The organism is Citrobacter sp. Marseille-Q5395 (genome assembly GCF_947057495.1).
In the GTDB taxonomy this organism is placed as follows: domain Bacteria; phylum Pseudomonadota; class Gammaproteobacteria; order Enterobacterales; family Enterobacteriaceae; genus Citrobacter; species Citrobacter murliniae.
Map to the genome: position 1 here is coordinate 143869 of NZ_CAMSEL010000011.1, position 17044 is coordinate 160912.

Annotated in this window: 10 protein-coding genes; all 10 read right to left on the reverse strand. The window is 51.3% G+C overall.

All coding sequences use genetic code 11. The features are described 5' to 3' along the window. Positions 1-18: 18 nt before the first annotated feature. The 10 genes from OH663_RS14510 to hisS all read right to left on the reverse strand — a co-directional run bounded on the left by OH663_RS14510 (position 19) and on the right by hisS (position 17030). A complete protein-coding gene (locus tag OH663_RS14510) occupies positions 19-5553 on the reverse strand; it encodes an adhesion domain-containing protein (RefSeq protein WP_200010306.1) in 5535 nt (1844 codons plus the stop codon). A 110-nt stretch (positions 5554-5663) separates the two neighbouring features. Further along, positions 5664-6629, reverse strand: a complete 966-nt coding sequence (locus tag OH663_RS14515; RefSeq protein WP_045446108.1) for a SinI family autotransporter-associated protein — start codon at positions 6627-6629, stop codon at positions 5664-5666. A gap of 55 nt (positions 6630-6684) precedes the next feature. Further along, positions 6685-8871 carry an intimin-like inverse autotransporter SinH gene (sinH, locus tag OH663_RS14520; protein ID WP_200010308.1) on the reverse strand — a complete coding sequence of 729 codons (2187 nt, stop codon included), beginning with the start codon at positions 8869-8871 and terminating at the stop codon, positions 6685-6687. Positions 8872-9089: 218 nt separating this feature from the next. Then, the gene (locus OH663_RS14525; RefSeq protein WP_045446115.1) at positions 9090-9305 is read right to left on the reverse strand and encodes a zinc ribbon domain-containing protein; all 216 of its coding nucleotides are present in this window, start codon (positions 9303-9305) and stop codon (positions 9090-9092) included. Positions 9306-9356: 51 nt separating this feature from the next. Next, entirely contained in the window at positions 9357-10439 is a 1083-nt protein-coding gene (locus OH663_RS14530; protein WP_200010310.1) for a Gfo/Idh/MocA family oxidoreductase, read from the reverse strand. 63 nt (positions 10440-10502) lie between these two features. Beyond that, positions 10503-12044, reverse strand: a complete 1542-nt coding sequence (locus OH663_RS14535) for a peptide MFS transporter (RefSeq protein ID WP_045446122.1) — start codon at positions 12042-12044, stop codon at positions 10503-10505. A gap of 298 nt (positions 12045-12342) precedes the next feature. After that, complete coding sequence (gene der, locus OH663_RS14540) at positions 12343-13815, reverse strand: ribosome biogenesis GTPase Der (protein ID WP_045449743.1); 1473 nt, start codon at positions 13813-13815, stop codon at positions 12343-12345. Positions 13816-13932: 117 nt separating this feature from the next. Beyond that, positions 13933-15111 (reverse strand): outer membrane protein assembly factor BamB, encoded by a 1179-nt coding sequence (gene bamB / locus OH663_RS14545; protein ID WP_200010312.1) that lies wholly within the window; start codon positions 15109-15111, stop codon positions 13933-13935. A 10-nt stretch (positions 15112-15121) separates the two neighbouring features. Further along, positions 15122-15742 carry a YfgM family protein gene (locus OH663_RS14550; RefSeq protein WP_045446128.1) on the reverse strand — a complete coding sequence of 207 codons (621 nt, stop codon included), beginning with the start codon at positions 15740-15742 and terminating at the stop codon, positions 15122-15124. A 13-nt stretch (positions 15743-15755) separates the two neighbouring features. Continuing rightward, complete coding sequence (hisS, locus tag OH663_RS14555) at positions 15756-17030, reverse strand: histidine--tRNA ligase (RefSeq protein WP_045446131.1); 1275 nt, start codon at positions 17028-17030, stop codon at positions 15756-15758. Between the last annotated feature and the right edge of the window lie 14 nt (positions 17031-17044).

The following is a 17044-nucleotide window of genomic DNA, read 5'->3' on the forward strand; positions in this document are numbered from 1 at the left end:
ATTCACTGACCGTAAACGTTACTGTATGCAGGTGGCGAAACCTTTGTCCGTTGCCGGATGAACAATGCAGTTCTCCGTCCCGTTGGATTCATTGTATCCACAGAAGTAACTCGAACTCGTCGTATTAGATAAATAGAGATAGCTCGGCGTTGTTGGCCAGCCAGTGCTACTCATCTGGTTGTGCAAGGCGTTCAAGTCGTTGATATCAGGTGCATCGCTCAAGCTGCCACATTGCGCAGCCAAATCGTACTGACCGGTATTGTGGGTATAGGCCAGCACCCAGTGCTCATTATCCAGATTCAGGCTGAGCGGTGCGGTAAAGCCTGAGCGCATTTCAGACGTCAGTAATGGCCGATGCAACTGTTTGCCATTTACTGTAACCGTATCCGGCATGTGTCCCCAGAAATTTGCCGACGCTACGTTCGGGCTGGTGACCACGGTAAAAATGGCGTCCAGCGTCGCGTTAATACTGGCGTTATTATCGAGCGTAACTTTCAGCGTCGTTTTATACCCCGGCGTATTGTTCTGCTTAATCGTAAAGGTCGCCGTACCGTCTGCTCCGGTAGTACCTTTTACTGAGTTACCGCTGTCGGCAAGTGTAACCGCAGCACCGGATGGCGGCTGAACGGTGAGATCATCCATCGCATCTACGTCGCCGTACAGCGTTTCTCCCACATTCCGGGGCAAGGCATCACCACGCGTCAGAGTAAAGGCGACATTTGGCACCGTTTTCCCGGCACTATCTTTCACCGTTACGGTGACGGGCAGAGCGTCTCCTTTTTTCGCTTTCGCAGCCTGAGTACCTGTATCAAACGCCGTCGAGGTCAGTTCAATCATTTCCGCTTTAGGATGTGGATCCACCAGACAAAGAATCAGGTTTGTGATTGTCGTACTGACATCCTGTCGCCACTTACCGTCAATGAAACTGATAGACTGGTTATCCCATTTACTTCCCGATTGCACCTGGTCATACGCCCACCAGTTAGCCCCAGAGAGAAGCGGCAACCCCAGGTCTGTTTCTATCTTCGAGTTCGGGTGATCGTTATACAAAACCTGTAGTTCACTGCGCAGCGGCTGATACTCCTCGTTACACCCTGACTGGCTGCTGTCTGATTTATTGACTCCCGACGGCTTCACCCAATCCTCACGATTAATAGTGATAAAGGATGCCCCCGACAGTTCAGCTTTGAGCTGCGGACGTCGGAACTTCACGCCAGCGCTACTGGTGAACGTTTCCGGCATATGGCCCCAGAAGTTCGCTTCTGGGGTGTCCGGGCTTGTGAGCGTGGTAAAAACGGCGCTTAGTGTTTGCGATGCAGTACTTCCATCATCCAGTGTCGCCTGCAGTGGTATTCTGACACCCTGCCCCCTGCCAGTCTGGTAAACGTCCAGCATGACGGTACCGTCGGGGCCGGAAACACCGTAAAAATTATCATCGGTCATCAACCCCCCACCCTGACTGGCATTATCTGTGACCCAAATCAGCACTGACTGATAATCATGCCATTCAATGCCCTGGCGGTTTACCGTTACGCCATGATTAATCATGAAGGGCGCATTTCCCAAAAGGTTGCCCTTACTGTCACGCGTGGTCACCTTAAAGATTGCGCGCTCATGGTTGTCTGGTTCATCGGTTTTGACTTTAACCACATCGTAGCCGTCAATTTTAACCGTATCACTCGAAGTCAGCTCAACCTTTGCCACCATCAAATTAGCTGTGGTCTGGCAGGTCATATATCTCATGTCACTTGCAGACAGGACGGTACTGGTTGCATTACTGAGCTGGACGCTTTTGTATCGTCGATCCCCTGAATTTGCGGGATTCGCAGAGCTGGAGCCATAGTTTTTCAGGACAGGCCAGCCATCAACCTCATGCCCTCTCCAGCTACCTGATAAACCTGACAGCGAATCCACATTGGGAATATATGCCGCCCCGCAGCCACCATTGCTGCTCTTCTCCGCCTGCGCTTCGGTAAACAGCGCCCAGATTTCGTTATCTTCCTCCGGCCCTTTACGTTTATTGCCGGGATTACCCGTAAGTTCAGCAAATAAGATTGGGCGCTTAAAAGTTATACCGTCTGCCACTAACGTTTGCGGCATATGGCCCCACATTTTCGCTTTACTGGTATCCGGGCTGGTGGGCACGGTGAAAATAGTATCTATGGAGGCTTTTTTGGTCGGATCAGAGTAAAGCGTAGCAGTGATAGCCGTTTTGGTGCCGTGGGTGTCTGGCCGGGTAATAGTAAGAATTTTGCTGCCATCATTGCCAGTTATGCTGGTGTAGAGCGTTGCAACATCGTTCAGCGAAGTTCCTTCCACCACCACCGGAGCAACAATGCCGTCACCGCTACCGGCAATGTGTTTTTCATTGGATCGGGTATATCCATCGCCACGATTAAGGGTAAATGGCATATCCGGCATCGGATTGCCTGCCGCATCTTTTATCGTCACCTTCACCTGTAACGTTTCGCCCTTTTTTAGCTTCGCGGCGTTCAGTGAACTACTCCACTGCGCCTGATCCACCACCTCCAGGGTGATGTTCTGAGCAGAGGGATTCGCGGTGGTCAGACAGCTCATATAGACGGGTGAGCTGTTGTTATTTACCAGCGTGCCGTTGTTCAGCCAGGTGGCGTAGAGATGCGGTACTTTATCGGCTGGTGTGCTACTCCAGTATTCCTCGCGTTGGGTCGGCCAGCCGTGTACGGCCTGAATGGCGTTATTGCTGTTGGCATCGTATAGCGCGGCCAGCTGCGTTCTGCCCGGTACCTTATTCGGTTCGCAACCGCCTGCAGAGATATCGTCGATATCTGCCTGCGCAACACGCGCCCAGATTTCATTATTTTCGGTTAGCGAACTCTGCTCGCCTGCCACTTCTGAGGCTAATTTCGGGCGTTCAAAGGTCAGGGAGCCGACATGAATGGTGTCATCCATATGCCCCCACATTTGCGCGCCGGAAACATCCGGGCTGGTTGGGACGGTAAAAACGACGGAGTAATTAACGGTATTCGGCAGGGAGGAATTGACCGGCATAACGGTAAGCGGTGTTCTTAAACCCACCCCCTGCGGCTGTTCAATTTCTATCGTAGCGATCCCCTGCGCATCTGTGGAGCCGGAATAGACTGTTGATGTCTCCCCGGTACCGTACTGTGTGCCGTTCACGGTGATAACACCACTGGTCGGATCGGTGTAGCCTGACGCCTGACCAGCCCGATCAAGCCCCATTCCTTTGGTAATCGTAAAAGCCGCATTAGGGACTGGCGCATTATTGGCAGCATTGACGGTATGCACCGTCATAGTGATTTTTTCACCGACCTTCGCTTTGGCAAGTTTTGAGTCCGGCGCAGTATCTTTGTCGGTATCGACGACCACTTTCGCTATCAGCTCGTCGGCAGAACAGGTGAGGTAGTTTGGCTTAAGCCCTGAATAGGAATCGACCGCCCCGCTCCCCAGGTCAACGGAGACATGCGTGTCAGGTTGCGCCACGGCCGTCAGATAATCCTGCTTTGCCGTCGGCCAGCCGTGTTCGGTACTGATGGTGTTTTCCTGGTGGTCTGCATATAAGCTTTCCAGAGAGCGTTGTTCAGGAATATGTCCGGCACCGCATTCTGTCTCCATGCTGGTGCCTTGATCAAACAGCGCCCAGTCCTCGTTATTTTCACGCACCGAACCGACTTCGTTAGTCGTTTCATCCACCAAACGTGGGCGTTTGTAGAGATGACCCGCTTCCATAATCCCATTGCTCATATGTCCCCACATTCGGGCATATGAGCTGTCCGGGCTGGTGACGACGGTGAAGATCACGTCTTTTACGTCCGTGGCGGTAAAGTTGCTGCGCATCTTCGCCCTGATATGCGTTTTTACCCCAGCGCCACCGGCGTTCGTCAGCAGCACAGTCGCCTGGCCATTGACGTCGGTCATCCCCTCATAGTTGTGCTCGTCCATCTTCCGCAAATTACTGTCGCCCGTGAGCTGTACCGGGTGAATCTCCCAGTCCGGACTGGTTTCGCCCTTGCGGTTGACGCCATCATCCAGATGCAGCGAGAAGTAGTAGTATGACAGCGGCTGATTGTTATCTTTCTTATCGGTAATGGACAGACGCATGGCAACCTGTTCGCCCACCTGCACTTTCGTCGCCTGTAGACTCTTATCATACTGTTCCAGCGTCAGCGTAAGCTCCGGCTCGACATCAGGCTCCGTTTTATCCACGCAGCTCACGATAAACTTTGTGCTGTCCGGCTTTTGCGCTTCGCTGCGGTCAGACACGTCTGCCGCATGATGCTGCCCGGTAATACCAGCCAGAGATGACCAGTAGTAGTTACCCTGCATCGGCCAGCCTGCGACTTCCTGAATGGAGGTTAGAACCACCGTTGCCAGCGCGCCGAACTGGCGCATCCCTGGCAGAATAGCGCAGTGTTTATCAGCCCCGCTCCAGATAAATGTCGACCAGGTTTCGTTGTGATCCTCAACCGTACCGTCTTCATTGCTCACTTCAGCCGCCAGTTTCGGGCGGGTAAAGGTGTACTGCTGCGTCGTCAATGTGTCTTCCATATGGCCCCACATGTTAGCCTGCGATACATCGGGGCTGGTAAGGACGGTGAAGATCACTGCAGTTTCGCTGGTCTGTGCGATCCCCGGCAAATGGACAGTCAGAGATGTTTTAACCCCCGGACCATTCTGCTGCGTCACCTTCACCATCGCCACACCACTGGCATTGGTAGTGCCATGATATTCCGTCTCGGAGGTGGTCAGCTCCGTGGTCTCCAGCATTACCGGCCCGGCATTGTTCACCACACCCTGACGGTTTTTTGCATCACCGCGCTTGATGATAAATGGAATATTGCCCGCGGGATTTCCCTGGCAATCTTTCGTGGTGACGATCAACGTAATGGCATCACCGACTTTGGCTTTCGCAGCGTTAAGCGTGTCGTCATAGCCAGCAACGTTCACGGTAACCAGATCGCCCTGCGCTGGCGCAATATTCAACGTCACCAGCTTTTCGCTGAGTACAACCGGACCTTGATTTGGTGTACCGGTCAACGTGAACAGATCCAGTGAGGGTAAGCTTTCATTCGGATCAAACTGTGGGATCGCTGCCAGTTTATGTCCTGCCAGATTTTGTGCACAGAAGGAACGATCCGGCCGGGGTTGCGGGTTGAGCGGTACATCCGGCGTAGCGGCTTCAGTCCAGACCAGTGAAACAGCGGGCAGAGTCTGATTTGCCCAACGTAGCATGGGTGGACTACCGAAGATGTCGCCCTCCGTATCGCGCGGGTTAATAAGCACCATACTGGTAGCTGTTGCATCCACGCTAAAGTCCCTGGGCATTGCATCAAAAGCGACCGCGTGCTCTGTGGTGGGATCAAGTTGGACGCTGCCCTGATAGACCGGCACGCTGGCACTATCGGCAAAGGGGCTGGTGCCGTTGATCACCCCGGTTGAAATCCCTGGTTGTATCCATTGCCCTCCTTTTAACGCCGCCTGTGAAGGGAATATCACCGCAGGAGTAAGCAACAAAAAAATCATCCATTTAGCAAGCTTCTGATACCCATCCATGAGTAAAAACCACCTTTTCATCATCTTTTTTCAATACGTTTTGATTAGAGGCTTTCGCTAAGCAAAACGTATGGAAAATGCCATCCCATAAGGGATGACATTTATTGATGTTACTTGCGCTGGAAATCGATAGACAAACCGTAGCCCTGAACACCGTCGTTGCCAATGGTGATGCCATCTCCGGTATAATCGAAAGCTGCCTTCGCTTCGGCATTGGTAAGCGGAATAACCAGATCCTGGTTGTTGTTGCCTGGATTGACCAACCCACCCGCTGTACCCAACTGCAAGCTGGTGCCGGTGAACCGCCAGCGATAGTTATACTGGTTGGTAACCTCTTCGCCCGTATCGTATTTATCAGGCGTTCCCCCCGCTTTATCTTTCCACAGCAGGACCTTATAGGTGGTATTGGTTTTAAGTTTGGTGGTTGTGCCAAGCAGATTGGTGGTTGAGCCGGTTTCATAGATAACAGCATGCACTGCATCATCAAATACCGGGCCCTCTGGGATATCATCGCTGTCCGATCCCCCCCCCGTATTGGCTGACAAATCGTTCAGCAAAATCTCCTGTGCCACATTAGGATCGCCGGTGGTTGTTGTCGGTGTTATTTTGATACCGATATAGCGATCTGCATCCGCGTCTACAATCGTGTAGCTATCGCTGCCTTTCGAACCGATCTCCTGAGGATCTGCACCAGACTGATCGCTGTAACTCATCCACTGCACGGTTGCTTTTGTCGCTGTGTTATTGTTATCCAGGTCACCCTGCTCATCGCCAATGGCCCAGTTTATCGTCACTTTGTCGCCGACATGGAACTGCCTGTCACCTTCAGAGCTGACTGTACGACTGCCGCGATCAACAGTAACAGTGACATGCGCTTTATCAGTATCGGCAATATCTGTCGCGCTTCGGGTGATCCACGGCACCGTCCCTTGAATGCTCCCGGTATTCTCTGTCACTGACTGCCATTGCCCGGCTTTCAGTTGCCCATCTGCCGCTATCGCTGGCACTGCACAATAACCCGCTAAAGCCAATGCCAGCGCGACTTTGGTCAAATGCTGTTTTGTTTCCTGCTGCATATTTACTCTCCTTAGTTAAACTTCAGCTGCTGGCCGATCGGCCATTACGCCCATTTCATCTCTTGCGATACATGACGCGCAGCCCATAGCCTTGCACCCCATCACCGGCCCCCGCACCAAACATCTGTGCTGCCTCTCGATTGCTGGCAGGAATAACCATATCTTTATTATCGGTATTAGCCTGGGCTCCCGTTTCACCATGCGCGCTCTGTCCGGTGAATTGCCAACGGTAGTCATATTGCGCCATTTCGTTGTCGCTTAATTTTTCTGACTGCTGGAAGTGACTATCTTTGTTGGCATCGCGCCAAAGAATAAAACGGTAGGTACTATCGAGAAGAAGAGGCTCTTTACTGCCGATTAAATTCACAGGTTTAGCCGCGCCAATCCGATAAATAAGCGCATTTAATTCCCCTGAGCCGGCATCAAAAAACGTCACATTGATATAGTTACTGTCGTTGTAAGGCTGTGCTTTAACTTTCCAGCGGAAAGTACCCGCCAGCGTACTGGCCAGCGTGAGAGTACCTTTCTCTTTATCTTGTGCCGCAATAAATACACAGAGCGTTTCACCTGGACAGGATTTCTTCGCCAGGCTGATTTTTTTATCGTTCGCGTCATACAGTTCCGGACTAAGGTTATCATCCGGCAAAGGATTCCCCTTGCTGTCAGTGCCATCACCAAAACTGTCGGTAACGTCAAGATCAACCACTACGCCATCGACACCATCTGCCTGAGCACGGGCATCATGGTTGTGATTGTTCTCATCCGGTACGCTGGAAATATTATTGACGATAAGTTCGATTTTGCGATCCTGTTGAACGGTTATGTCAACCACGCCGGAGTTTTGTCGGTTGCCCTTTTCATCTTCCAGCGTCAACCGTACTCGCCAGGTATTGATCCTCTGCTGTTCCGCTTCGTCAGAACTGTACTGCCAGGCAGGCAGCGTCAAATTCCAGTGGTTATTGTTACCTTCGGTGATCGCCTCTTCTTTGATGACTGGCATAACCAACGTACGCGCGGCGTTGTTTTTCGCTTGCCAGGATGCAGCTATGATTTTGTAGTGATGGCTAATAAGCGCGTTGATCGTCCATTTGCATTTCTCCAGCCCGATGGCTTCTTCCGGGGAATCCTTAATCACACACTCCGGATGCGCATTAGTTGCATCAGCTTTCAGCCATAGCGTGACGTCTAGTGGTGCTTTCTCACGATATTCCAGCACAATAAAATTGTTACGTTCGACAAAATCATGACGGCTCCCCTTTAGCGAATGCGATGCTTTCACATTGTCTGCATTGAGTTGATCTTTTAGAGGCACGCCGAACTGGTAGCTCAGTGCAGCATTGATGGCGAGATCGTTGTTGTCACCCGTACCGGCTTTGTAATCCGTACTGATGGTCAGTAATGGAACAGGCTGATAGTTCAGGCCCAGCGTAATAGCCTGAGGATCCTTTTCTAAATTGTCGCTCCCGAAAAGGGCAACTTCATTACCGTAGTACTGCTCATAAACAATGTTGCCGCCAAACTGAGGATACGCGGGCAGCCAGGCTTCTGCGCGAACATCCCAGCCACGCGCCGGTCGCTCTTCATAGAAATCCAAATCTTCAGAATCTTTCCAGTCTGAAAGCGGGTGATAATAATTTCCGGAGAGTTTTAAATAATCTGCCCATGCTTCTGCGCCTAAACCAAGTCGACGATGCCCACGGGTAAAATCATAATCATAAAATATATTTGCACCCAGCAGCCATTCATTTAAATCATGTCTTACACCAAACCCCATATTTCCAATAGTACGATCATCTTTTCGCTGGGTTGAAAATTGACTGAAATAAACAGTACGCCGGGTCTCATACCAGGGAACGAAATAATCGATTGAAGAACCGTCCAGATCACCGCCTTCTCCAACAGACAAATTGGTTCGCACCTTACCATAAGGAGACATCAGCCCCTCAAGAGAGGATTGAGCCGTTGAGGTTATCTGCCCTTGCAGATAGCTTCTGGCCTGCGACTCCAGTGCTTCAGGAGTAAGGTTCGTAAATCCCTGTGTCGCAGACCCCATGACATAGTCGGCACTTTGCTCTTTAAGTGAACTTTTTTTGTGTTCTTGTTCTTCCTGCGTGGATTCACTTGCCAAATCGGGAAATGAATTATCAGAAGAGGACTCACCCTTGTTCGCAGATGTCTCCGGTACTGCATATGCCGCACCAGAAATGAGCATAAAAATAATAAAGCGCATCCATTGCACCATAATATATCCCTATGAATTAAGGCTTCCATTATTAATATGAAATTAATCAGCCTCATTAATATTATATTATGGAACTACGAAAACATGCACTTCAGAAAACCTAAATTAATTCTTAAAAATAACTAAACACGTTTTTTAAGATTATATTCATCCTTGTCCCGAAATATTCATAAAATGAATATTTCGGGACATAATGACATCTGATTAAAATCATTCAGTCAACGTGCAATAAACTCCACACGTTTTTTAGAGATGAGCCCATGGCCATTCTGGCAAAAATAATCCACTGCACCGCAGGCTTTTAGTACCTGGAGTGGCTGATGGCACTCCGGGCAATGCGCCTCCAGTTGGACATCTTTATTGCAGCGCTCACAGTGTGCCACACCGTTTTGTGGTTCCAGTTGAGCATGACAATCCGGGCAGTTAATCGACATGGAGACTCCTTACAGGGAATTCATTATTGCTTTGATATTAACACGATACACTTAATGTGGCCCACGCAACTGTTGCTGCAACGTTAGCAAGTGCTCGACTTCTTCAAGCCTGCGTTGTGTCGTGCGCCCCACCTCTTGCGGGCTGCGTTCAAACAGACTTTGCGCCCCCAGAATGTGCTCTGCCAGGCAATGAGCGTAAATCGTACCTGGAAGACTCCAGCGCAGCACAGTGTCACCATCAATAAGTTCAAGTGCATCTTCTACGCCACGTCGGTCATAGCTGATGATTCGTCCATCACTTAAATGAAGTCGCAAACCTTTTTGTCCACCAGCCGGACCCGCGTATTTGTTTAGCCAGATATCCAGCGCAATACCGCTAATTTGCCCCTGGAGATGAGCCTCTCCCTCTGCGGTGTGCAGATCGCCCTGGCTAATATCACGTCCAGGACGGTCTTTGGCCTTCATAACTTGCAACGTGATGTCGTCATTTCCCCCCAGGTAACGCACTGTTTCACGCAGCATCGCCAGCACATGCGTACCAATATCCAGTATCACGCCATCCGGATGGCGAAGTTCGCGTGTATCCGGCTCACCAGTAGCAAAGTTGAGCGCTATTGGCTCCCCTGTTGCGTTAAATCCACTCGGCTCCTGCAAAAAACCTTCGATTCTGACGATGTCGGAAAAACGAGAGATAAGAGCCTGCGGGCGGTTATCACCGCGCCACTGCGGATCGAGTTTCCCCAATGCCAGTTGCATCGCGCCGGTGCGTGCCATCCAGTGATCGAGCGCCAACACACGAGACGCGACGCCGGGCACCGCAAGTAACGTTTTCAGTTTTTCTATTTGAGGAAGCGTAGCGACAATCGGTTTTTCGACCACTATGCGTGATATGGGTGAGGCCAGCGCCAGTTCAAGAACTTCAAGATGGTGAAGGGATGCGGTCGTGACAAACAACGTATCAAGAGGCTGGGTTAAAAGTTCAGCGAGTGACGAGCAGCGTGTCACACCTTCTGGCTGCTTTACAGGTTGCACATCAAATCCGAGACAACTGGCTGAATTCCCGAAGAGGTTTCGTATTGTGGGCAAATATGCCGTTTCAACCACTGCGCCAAGCCCAACAAACCCTAACAGCATGTACTCACCTCATCGATTGAATTGCCGGGGCATAACACCTGCCCCGACAAAGTTGAGGTTTTATCAGGTGTTGGTTGCCGGTTTAGTCTGCACATTCTCCAGCATGCGGCGTACCGGAACAATGAGAACAATCAGTACTGCGGCACAGATAAGCAGCGCAATGGAGCAGCGCGCAAACAGATCCGGCAGCATATCTAGCTGATCGGCCTTCACGTGACCACCAATCAGGCCCGCCGCCAGGTTACCCAGCGCACTGGCGCAGAACCACAGTCCCATCATCTGACCACGCATTCTTTCTGGTGCCAGCAGCGTCATAGTAGCCAGACCAATCGGACTCAGGCACAGTTCGCCGAGAGTCAGCATCAGGATACTGCCCACCAGCCAGAAAGGTGAAACGCCCGCACCGCCGTTACTCAGCACGTTTTCCGCCGCCATCATCATCAGACCAAAGCCCGCCGCAGCACAGAGAATGCCAATAACGAATTTGGTGATACTGCTCGGGCGAATGTTCATGCTGGCCAGCTTCGGCCACGCCCAGCTGAACACGGGTGCCAGCAGGATGATAAACAGCGCATTGATCGACTGGAACCAGACTGCCGGGATTTCAAAATCGCCAATCATACGGTTAGTGTAGTCGTTGGCGAACAGGTTGAATGAGGTTGGCTTTTGCTCGAACGCCGACCAGAAGAATGCAGCAGAAATCAGCAGAATAAAGCAAACCAGCAGTCTGGCACGCTCTTTACGGTTCAATCCGGCAAAGAAGAACAGGTAGATAAAGTAGAGGGCAACGGATGCCGCAATCACGTACACCAGCATGCTGGCTACTGCGACCGGGTTAATCACAATCACGCCCTGGGCGATCAACGTAACAACAATTGCCACACCTGCTGCCAGTGCCAGCAACCACGCGCCCACACCTTTTCTCTTCACCACCGGACTGTTCCAGGTGGAATCCAGTCCGACTTCACTGTCGTAACGTGTCATTGCTGGCACAGCAAAGATACGGAAGATGAGCAATGCTACCAGCATCCCTATCCCGCCAATACCAAAGCCCCAGTGCCAGCCATGGCTTTTAATCAGCCAGCCGGAGATCAATGGAGCAATGAAGGAGCCTATGTTGATGCCCATGTAGAACAGTGAAAAACCGCCGTCACGTCGCGCATCGCCTTTTTTGTACAGCGTACCGACCATAACAGAGATACAGGTCTTGAACAGGCCGGAGCCGAGCACGATGAACATCAGGCCGATAAAGAACAGGTTGTCACCCATTACGGCTGAGAGCGCAATCGACAGGTGGCCAAGCGCAATCAGGATAGAACCATACCAGACTGCTTTCTGCTGACCGAGCCAGTTGTCCGCCAGCCACCCGCCAGGCAACGCGGCGAGATACATGGTGCCGGCAAAGATACCGACAATCGCTGAGGCATTTTCACGTGCCAGCCCCATGCCGCCATCATAAACGGTGGCGGCCATAAACAGGATCAGTAGCGGACGAATACCGTAAAACGAAAAACGTTCCCACATCTCAGTGAAGAACAGTGAGCCGAGCGGATAAGGATGACCGAGGAACGTTCGGCTTTCTTTTTGATTAACAGAGGATTGCATAATTCTCCCGAAAAGGTATGTCGTTGTGCTTATAAACACCGCGATGTACGCCAGCCAGTTACTTATCTGGCCGATTTTTTACATGCGGTGAAGAATAATTTAACCATTTGATAACCTGATGCTAGTTTTGTCTAGTACCAACCCCAGGACTTTAAGATGAAAATTCGACAATTGTCTACTTTCTTAGATTTAAACTTGGCGAATGAAGAATAGTGTTTGACATCGCGTAGACAAAAATACGCTTTAAAAAAACAAAAAAAAACCGCGACGAGCGCGGTTTTTTCGAACTCAGCAAATATTATTTGCTTTTCTTAATGTGCTTAATCAAACGCTTACGTTTACGCATCTGGGTTGGGGTCAGTGTATTACGTTTGTTCGCAAACGGGTTTTCCCCTTCTTTGAACTGAATACGGATCGGCGTCCCCATCACTTCCAGTGACTTACGGAAATAGTTCATCAGATAGCGTTTGTAAGAATCTGGCAGATCTTTCACCTGGTTGCCATGAATCACCACAATCGGCGGGTTATAACCACCGGCGTGAGCATATTTCAGCTTCACACGACGTCCACGTACCAGAGGTGGCTGATGATCTTCTGCCGCCATGGTCATGATGCGAGTCAGCATTGCGGTACTGACGCGACGCGTTGAGCTGTCATACGCTTCACGTACGGATTCAAACAGGTTACCCACACCGCTACCGTGTAGCGCAGAGATGAAGTGTACGCGCGCAAAATCGATAAAACCCAGACGGAAGTCCAGCGTCTCTTTTACCTGCTCTTTCACTTCCTGCGTCAGGCCGTCCCATTTGTTGACGACAATGACAAGTGAGCGCCCACTATTGAGGATAAAGCCGAGCAGCGACAAGTCCTGGTCAGAGATACCTTCGCGTGCGTCAATCACCAACATCACTACGTTGGCGTCTTCAATCGCCTGCAGCGTCTTGATAACGGAGAACTTTTCTACCGCTTCAGTAATTTTACCGCGCTTACGAACACCCGCGGTGTCAATCAGCACATATTCACGACCATCACGTTCCATCGGGATATAAATACTGTCGCGCGTCGTTCCCGGCATGTCGTAAACCACAACGCGGTCTTCGCCCAGAATACGGTTAGTAAGTGTGGACTTACCTACGTTAGGACGGCCAACAATCGCCAGTTTAATCGGCAAATCTTGCGGGTTGAAATCATCTTCTGGCTCCTCTTCACCGTTTTCTTCAGCTTCGAGTTTTGCCCAGTACTCCGCATCTTCATCGACTTCTTCCTGAGGAGCTACGTCATCCATCCACGGCAGCAGAACATGTTCCAGCAGACTGAGAACACCACGACCATGGGAAGCCGCGATCGGGTGGATTTCACCCAGGCCCAGCGAATAGAAATCGACAACCGCCTGGTCCGGATCGAGCCCGTCAGTCTTATTGGCGACGAGGAAAGTGGGTTTCTGGCGGGAACGCAGATGTTTGGCAATGGCTTCGTCTGCCGGCATCAGTCCAGCACGAGCATCCACCATGAACAGCACAACGTCAGCTTCTTCAATAGCCAACAATGACTGTTCAGCCATTCGGGTTTCGACACCGTCTTCAGTGCCGTCAATACCGCCGGTATCAATACAGATAAACTCGCGGCCTTCAATTTCCGCACGACCGTACTTACGGTCACGAGTCAGACCCGGGAAATCCGCAACCAGCGCATCTCGGGTGCGAGTTAGACGGTTAAATAACGTGGATTTGCCAACGTTAGGGCGCCCGACAAGCGCGACCACAGGTACCATGTTTAAAGCCTCATTTAAAAAATCATCAGACAACGGACGCATTTTTGCGCCGTTGTTAAAAACAGTAAAACGGCCCCTGCACCAGGAGCCGTTTTTCAAAGCGAGCGGCCGGGACGATTAACGCGTAATGGAATACAGCGTACCGTCTTTCGCCTGGATGAGCAGTTTACCATCAGCCGAAACGGGTTCGGTCAGGAAGCCTGAGCTATCAACTTTCTGCTGGGCCACAAAACGACCGTCATCAACGTTAATCCAGTGCAGATAGCCTTCGCTATCACCCACGACTAAGTTGCCATTGTACAGCACCGGAGACGTCAGCAGACGGTGCAGCAGATCGCTTTGCGTCCACAGCGTTACGCCGCCGTCAGTAGTTAACGCCAGCACGCGGTCATTCTGATCAACCAGATAGATACGGTTTCCATCAACGATGAAGTCATTCACTGACCCCAGTTCGCGTTTCCACATAATCTGACCGCTGCGCAGATCAAGCGCCGTCAGGTTACCATTATAAGCCAGGGCGTAAACAACGCCATTGACGATAACCGGCGTGGTATCAACGTCACTCAGACGATCGATTTCAGTTGGACCCGTTGCCTGAGAAATACGCTGCTGCCAAATCATCTGACCTTGCTGCATCAGCACGGCACTCACACGACCGTTATCCCCACCCACAATGGCTGCGCCAAAAGCGGTTGCTGGGGCTGATTCGCCGCGTAAAGAAAGGGAAGGCATATCCAGGTTAACGGTCCATTTAATGGCACCATCCGCTTCATTTAACGCCTGTAGTTGACCATTGCTGGTATGAATCAGCACCACGCCATCGCTGACAACCGGACGAGACAGGGCTTCACCGGCGACTTTCGTCTGCCACGCCGAAGTACCATCGCTGGTATTCAATGCGTAAACCTGTGCTTTTTCGCTACCGATATAAACATGACCACCGGATACCGTCACACCACCGGAAAGCTGTGCTGACGTTCTGGAGAACCAGCCGTCTTTCTCCGCCAGATTGACGGACCAGACTTCTTTACCATCGGCCGCGTTCAATGCTTTAACTACACCAGTACGATCGGCAGCATAAACGACGTCATCCGCCAGCGCAGGATGAAGATTAGAATAGAAATCACCAATACCGTTGCCTACAGAGGTGCTCCAGGCTGTAGACGGAGTAAACTGATTTTCGACCACCGGTAATGGGGACATCTTAACGACATCTTCTTCGCCACTAAACAGTGAACAGCCGCTCAATAGGGTAACGGAAAGCAGCCCTGGCAGAAGTAATTTACGCAATTGCATCGGGTCCCTCTCAGATGGACAAATTATTGATTTTCATCTGCATCATTTCGCTCAGAGCAGGAGAGGCATCGCTTTTCACGCCAGCTTCCCATGCGCTACGCGCACCTTGTTTATCGCCTTTGCTCAGCAACGCTTCACCACGCAGATCGGCCACGATAGCCACCCACCCTTCGCCTTTAACAGCATCGAGTGTTTTCAGCGCAGTATCGGCTTGTTTAAGCTGAACCTGCACGCGTGCAAGACGCAGATTAATCACCGCTTTGAGATTCTCATCGCTGGTGGCCGCCAGTCCTTGTTGCAATTGGGTAGCGGCTTTCTCAAGTTCATTTTGGTCAACAAACTGCTGCGCAAGTTCCATTGAAGCTAACGCGCCGTATGTATTTTTGTTCTCCGCGGCAAACTTCTCTGCTGCAGGAATACTATCCGGTTTACCTGCGCTTACCGCAGTCACCGTATTTTGATATGCCAGAGAAGCAGAGCGTGCGGACTCCGTCTGATGGCTGGTCCAGTAACGCCAGCCGACCAGCGCGCCAACCCCTAAAATTACCCCAACAGCCAGTGCTTTGCCGTTTTCAGCAAAGAAGCGTTTAACCGCATCAACCTGGTCGTTTTCGTTCTCGTAAATTTCCACGCTGTCCTTCTCCTTAGCCCAGTAAAGTGCGCAAATGCGTGGCAACGCTATCCTGCGCTACTGCCGTTTGCTCACCAGAGCGCAAATCCTTCACTACAACAGTACCGTCAGCCACCTCGGACTCACCCAGTACCAGTGCAACGCGGGCGCCCCACTTATCGGCGCGGGCAAACTGTTTCTTAAAGTTGCCGCCACCGTGGTTGGTCATCAGTTTCACACCGGGAACTTCATCACGCAGACGTTCAGCCAGCGTCATTGCCGCCGACTGTGTATCCACGCCCGAAGCGACCAGGTATATATCGACAACAGGGGAAGCAATAAATTCCGGATTAACTGCCTGAACTAACAAAACAAGTCGTTCCAGACCCATGGCAAAACCCACTGCCGGAGTCGCACGTCCGCCAAGTTGCTCTACCAGGCCATCATAACGTCCACCCGCACACACGGTACCCTGCGAACCCAGGCTGCTGGTTACCCATTCAAACACGGTGCGGTTGTAGTAGTCGAGGCCACGAACCAGGCGCTGGTTAACGGTGTAGGCAATTCCAGCAGATTCAAGCAGCTTGCACAGACCCGCGAAATGCTCGCGAGAGTCGTCATCCAGGTAGTCACCCAGTGCAGGAGCATCATTAAGCAGGGCCTGTACTTCAGGGTTTTTAGAGTCCAGCACGCGCAGCGGATTGGTATACATGCGACGCTTACAGTCTTCGTCCAGCTTTTCTTTATGCTGCTCCAGGTAGGCCACCAGTGCATCGCGGTAATTTGCACGCGCTTCGAGTGAACCGATAGAGTTCAGCTCCAGGCTAACATGCTCGGATATACCCAGCGCGCGCCACCAGCGAGCTGTCAGCATAATCAGCTCTGCATCGATGTCCGGACCTTGCAGGCCAAACACTTCGACACCCAACTGATGGAATTGGCGATAGCGTCCTTTTTGCGGACGTTCGTGACGGAACATCGGCCCGATGTACCACAGACGCTGTTCCTGATTGTACAGGAGACCATGTTCGATGCCGGCGCGTACGCAGCCCGCGGTTCCTTCAGGACGCAGAGTCAGGCTGTCGCCATTACGGTCCTCAAAGGTATACATCTCTTTTTCAACCACGTCGGTAACTTCACCGATCGCGCGTTTGAATAACGGGGTCTGCTCTACAATCGGCAAGCGGATTTCACTGTAACCGTAGCTACCGAGCACGTTTTTGAGTGTGCCTTCAATGCGCTGCCAGATGGCGGTTTCGCCAGGCAGATAATCGTTCATGCCGCGAATGGCTTGAATGTTTTTTGCCACGTTTATTCTCTTTA

Coding starts and splice junctions, on each gene's coding strand:
- bamB (WP_200010312.1), bottom strand. CDS start 15,111: ATGCAATTGCGTAAATTACTTCTGCCAGGGCTGCTTTCCGTTACCCTA.
- OH663_RS14535 (WP_045446122.1), bottom strand. CDS start 12,044: ATGCAATCCTCTGTTAATCAAAAAGAAAGCCGAACGTTCCTCGGTCAT.
- sinH (WP_200010308.1), bottom strand. CDS start 8,871: ATGGTGCAATGGATGCGCTTTATTATTTTTATGCTCATTTCTGGTGCG.
- der (WP_045449743.1), bottom strand. CDS start 13,815: ATGGTACCTGTGGTCGCGCTTGTCGGGCGCCCTAACGTTGGCAAATCC.
- OH663_RS14530 (WP_200010310.1), bottom strand. CDS start 10,439: ATGCTGTTAGGGTTTGTTGGGCTTGGCGCAGTGGTTGAAACGGCATAT.
- OH663_RS14515 (WP_045446108.1), bottom strand. CDS start 6,629: ATGCAGCAGGAAACAAAACAGCATTTGACCAAAGTCGCGCTGGCATTG.
- OH663_RS14510 (WP_200010306.1), bottom strand. CDS start 5,553: ATGGATGGGTATCAGAAGCTTGCTAAATGGATGATTTTTTTGTTGCTT.
- OH663_RS14525 (WP_045446115.1), bottom strand. CDS start 9,305: ATGTCGATTAACTGCCCGGATTGTCATGCTCAACTGGAACCACAAAAC.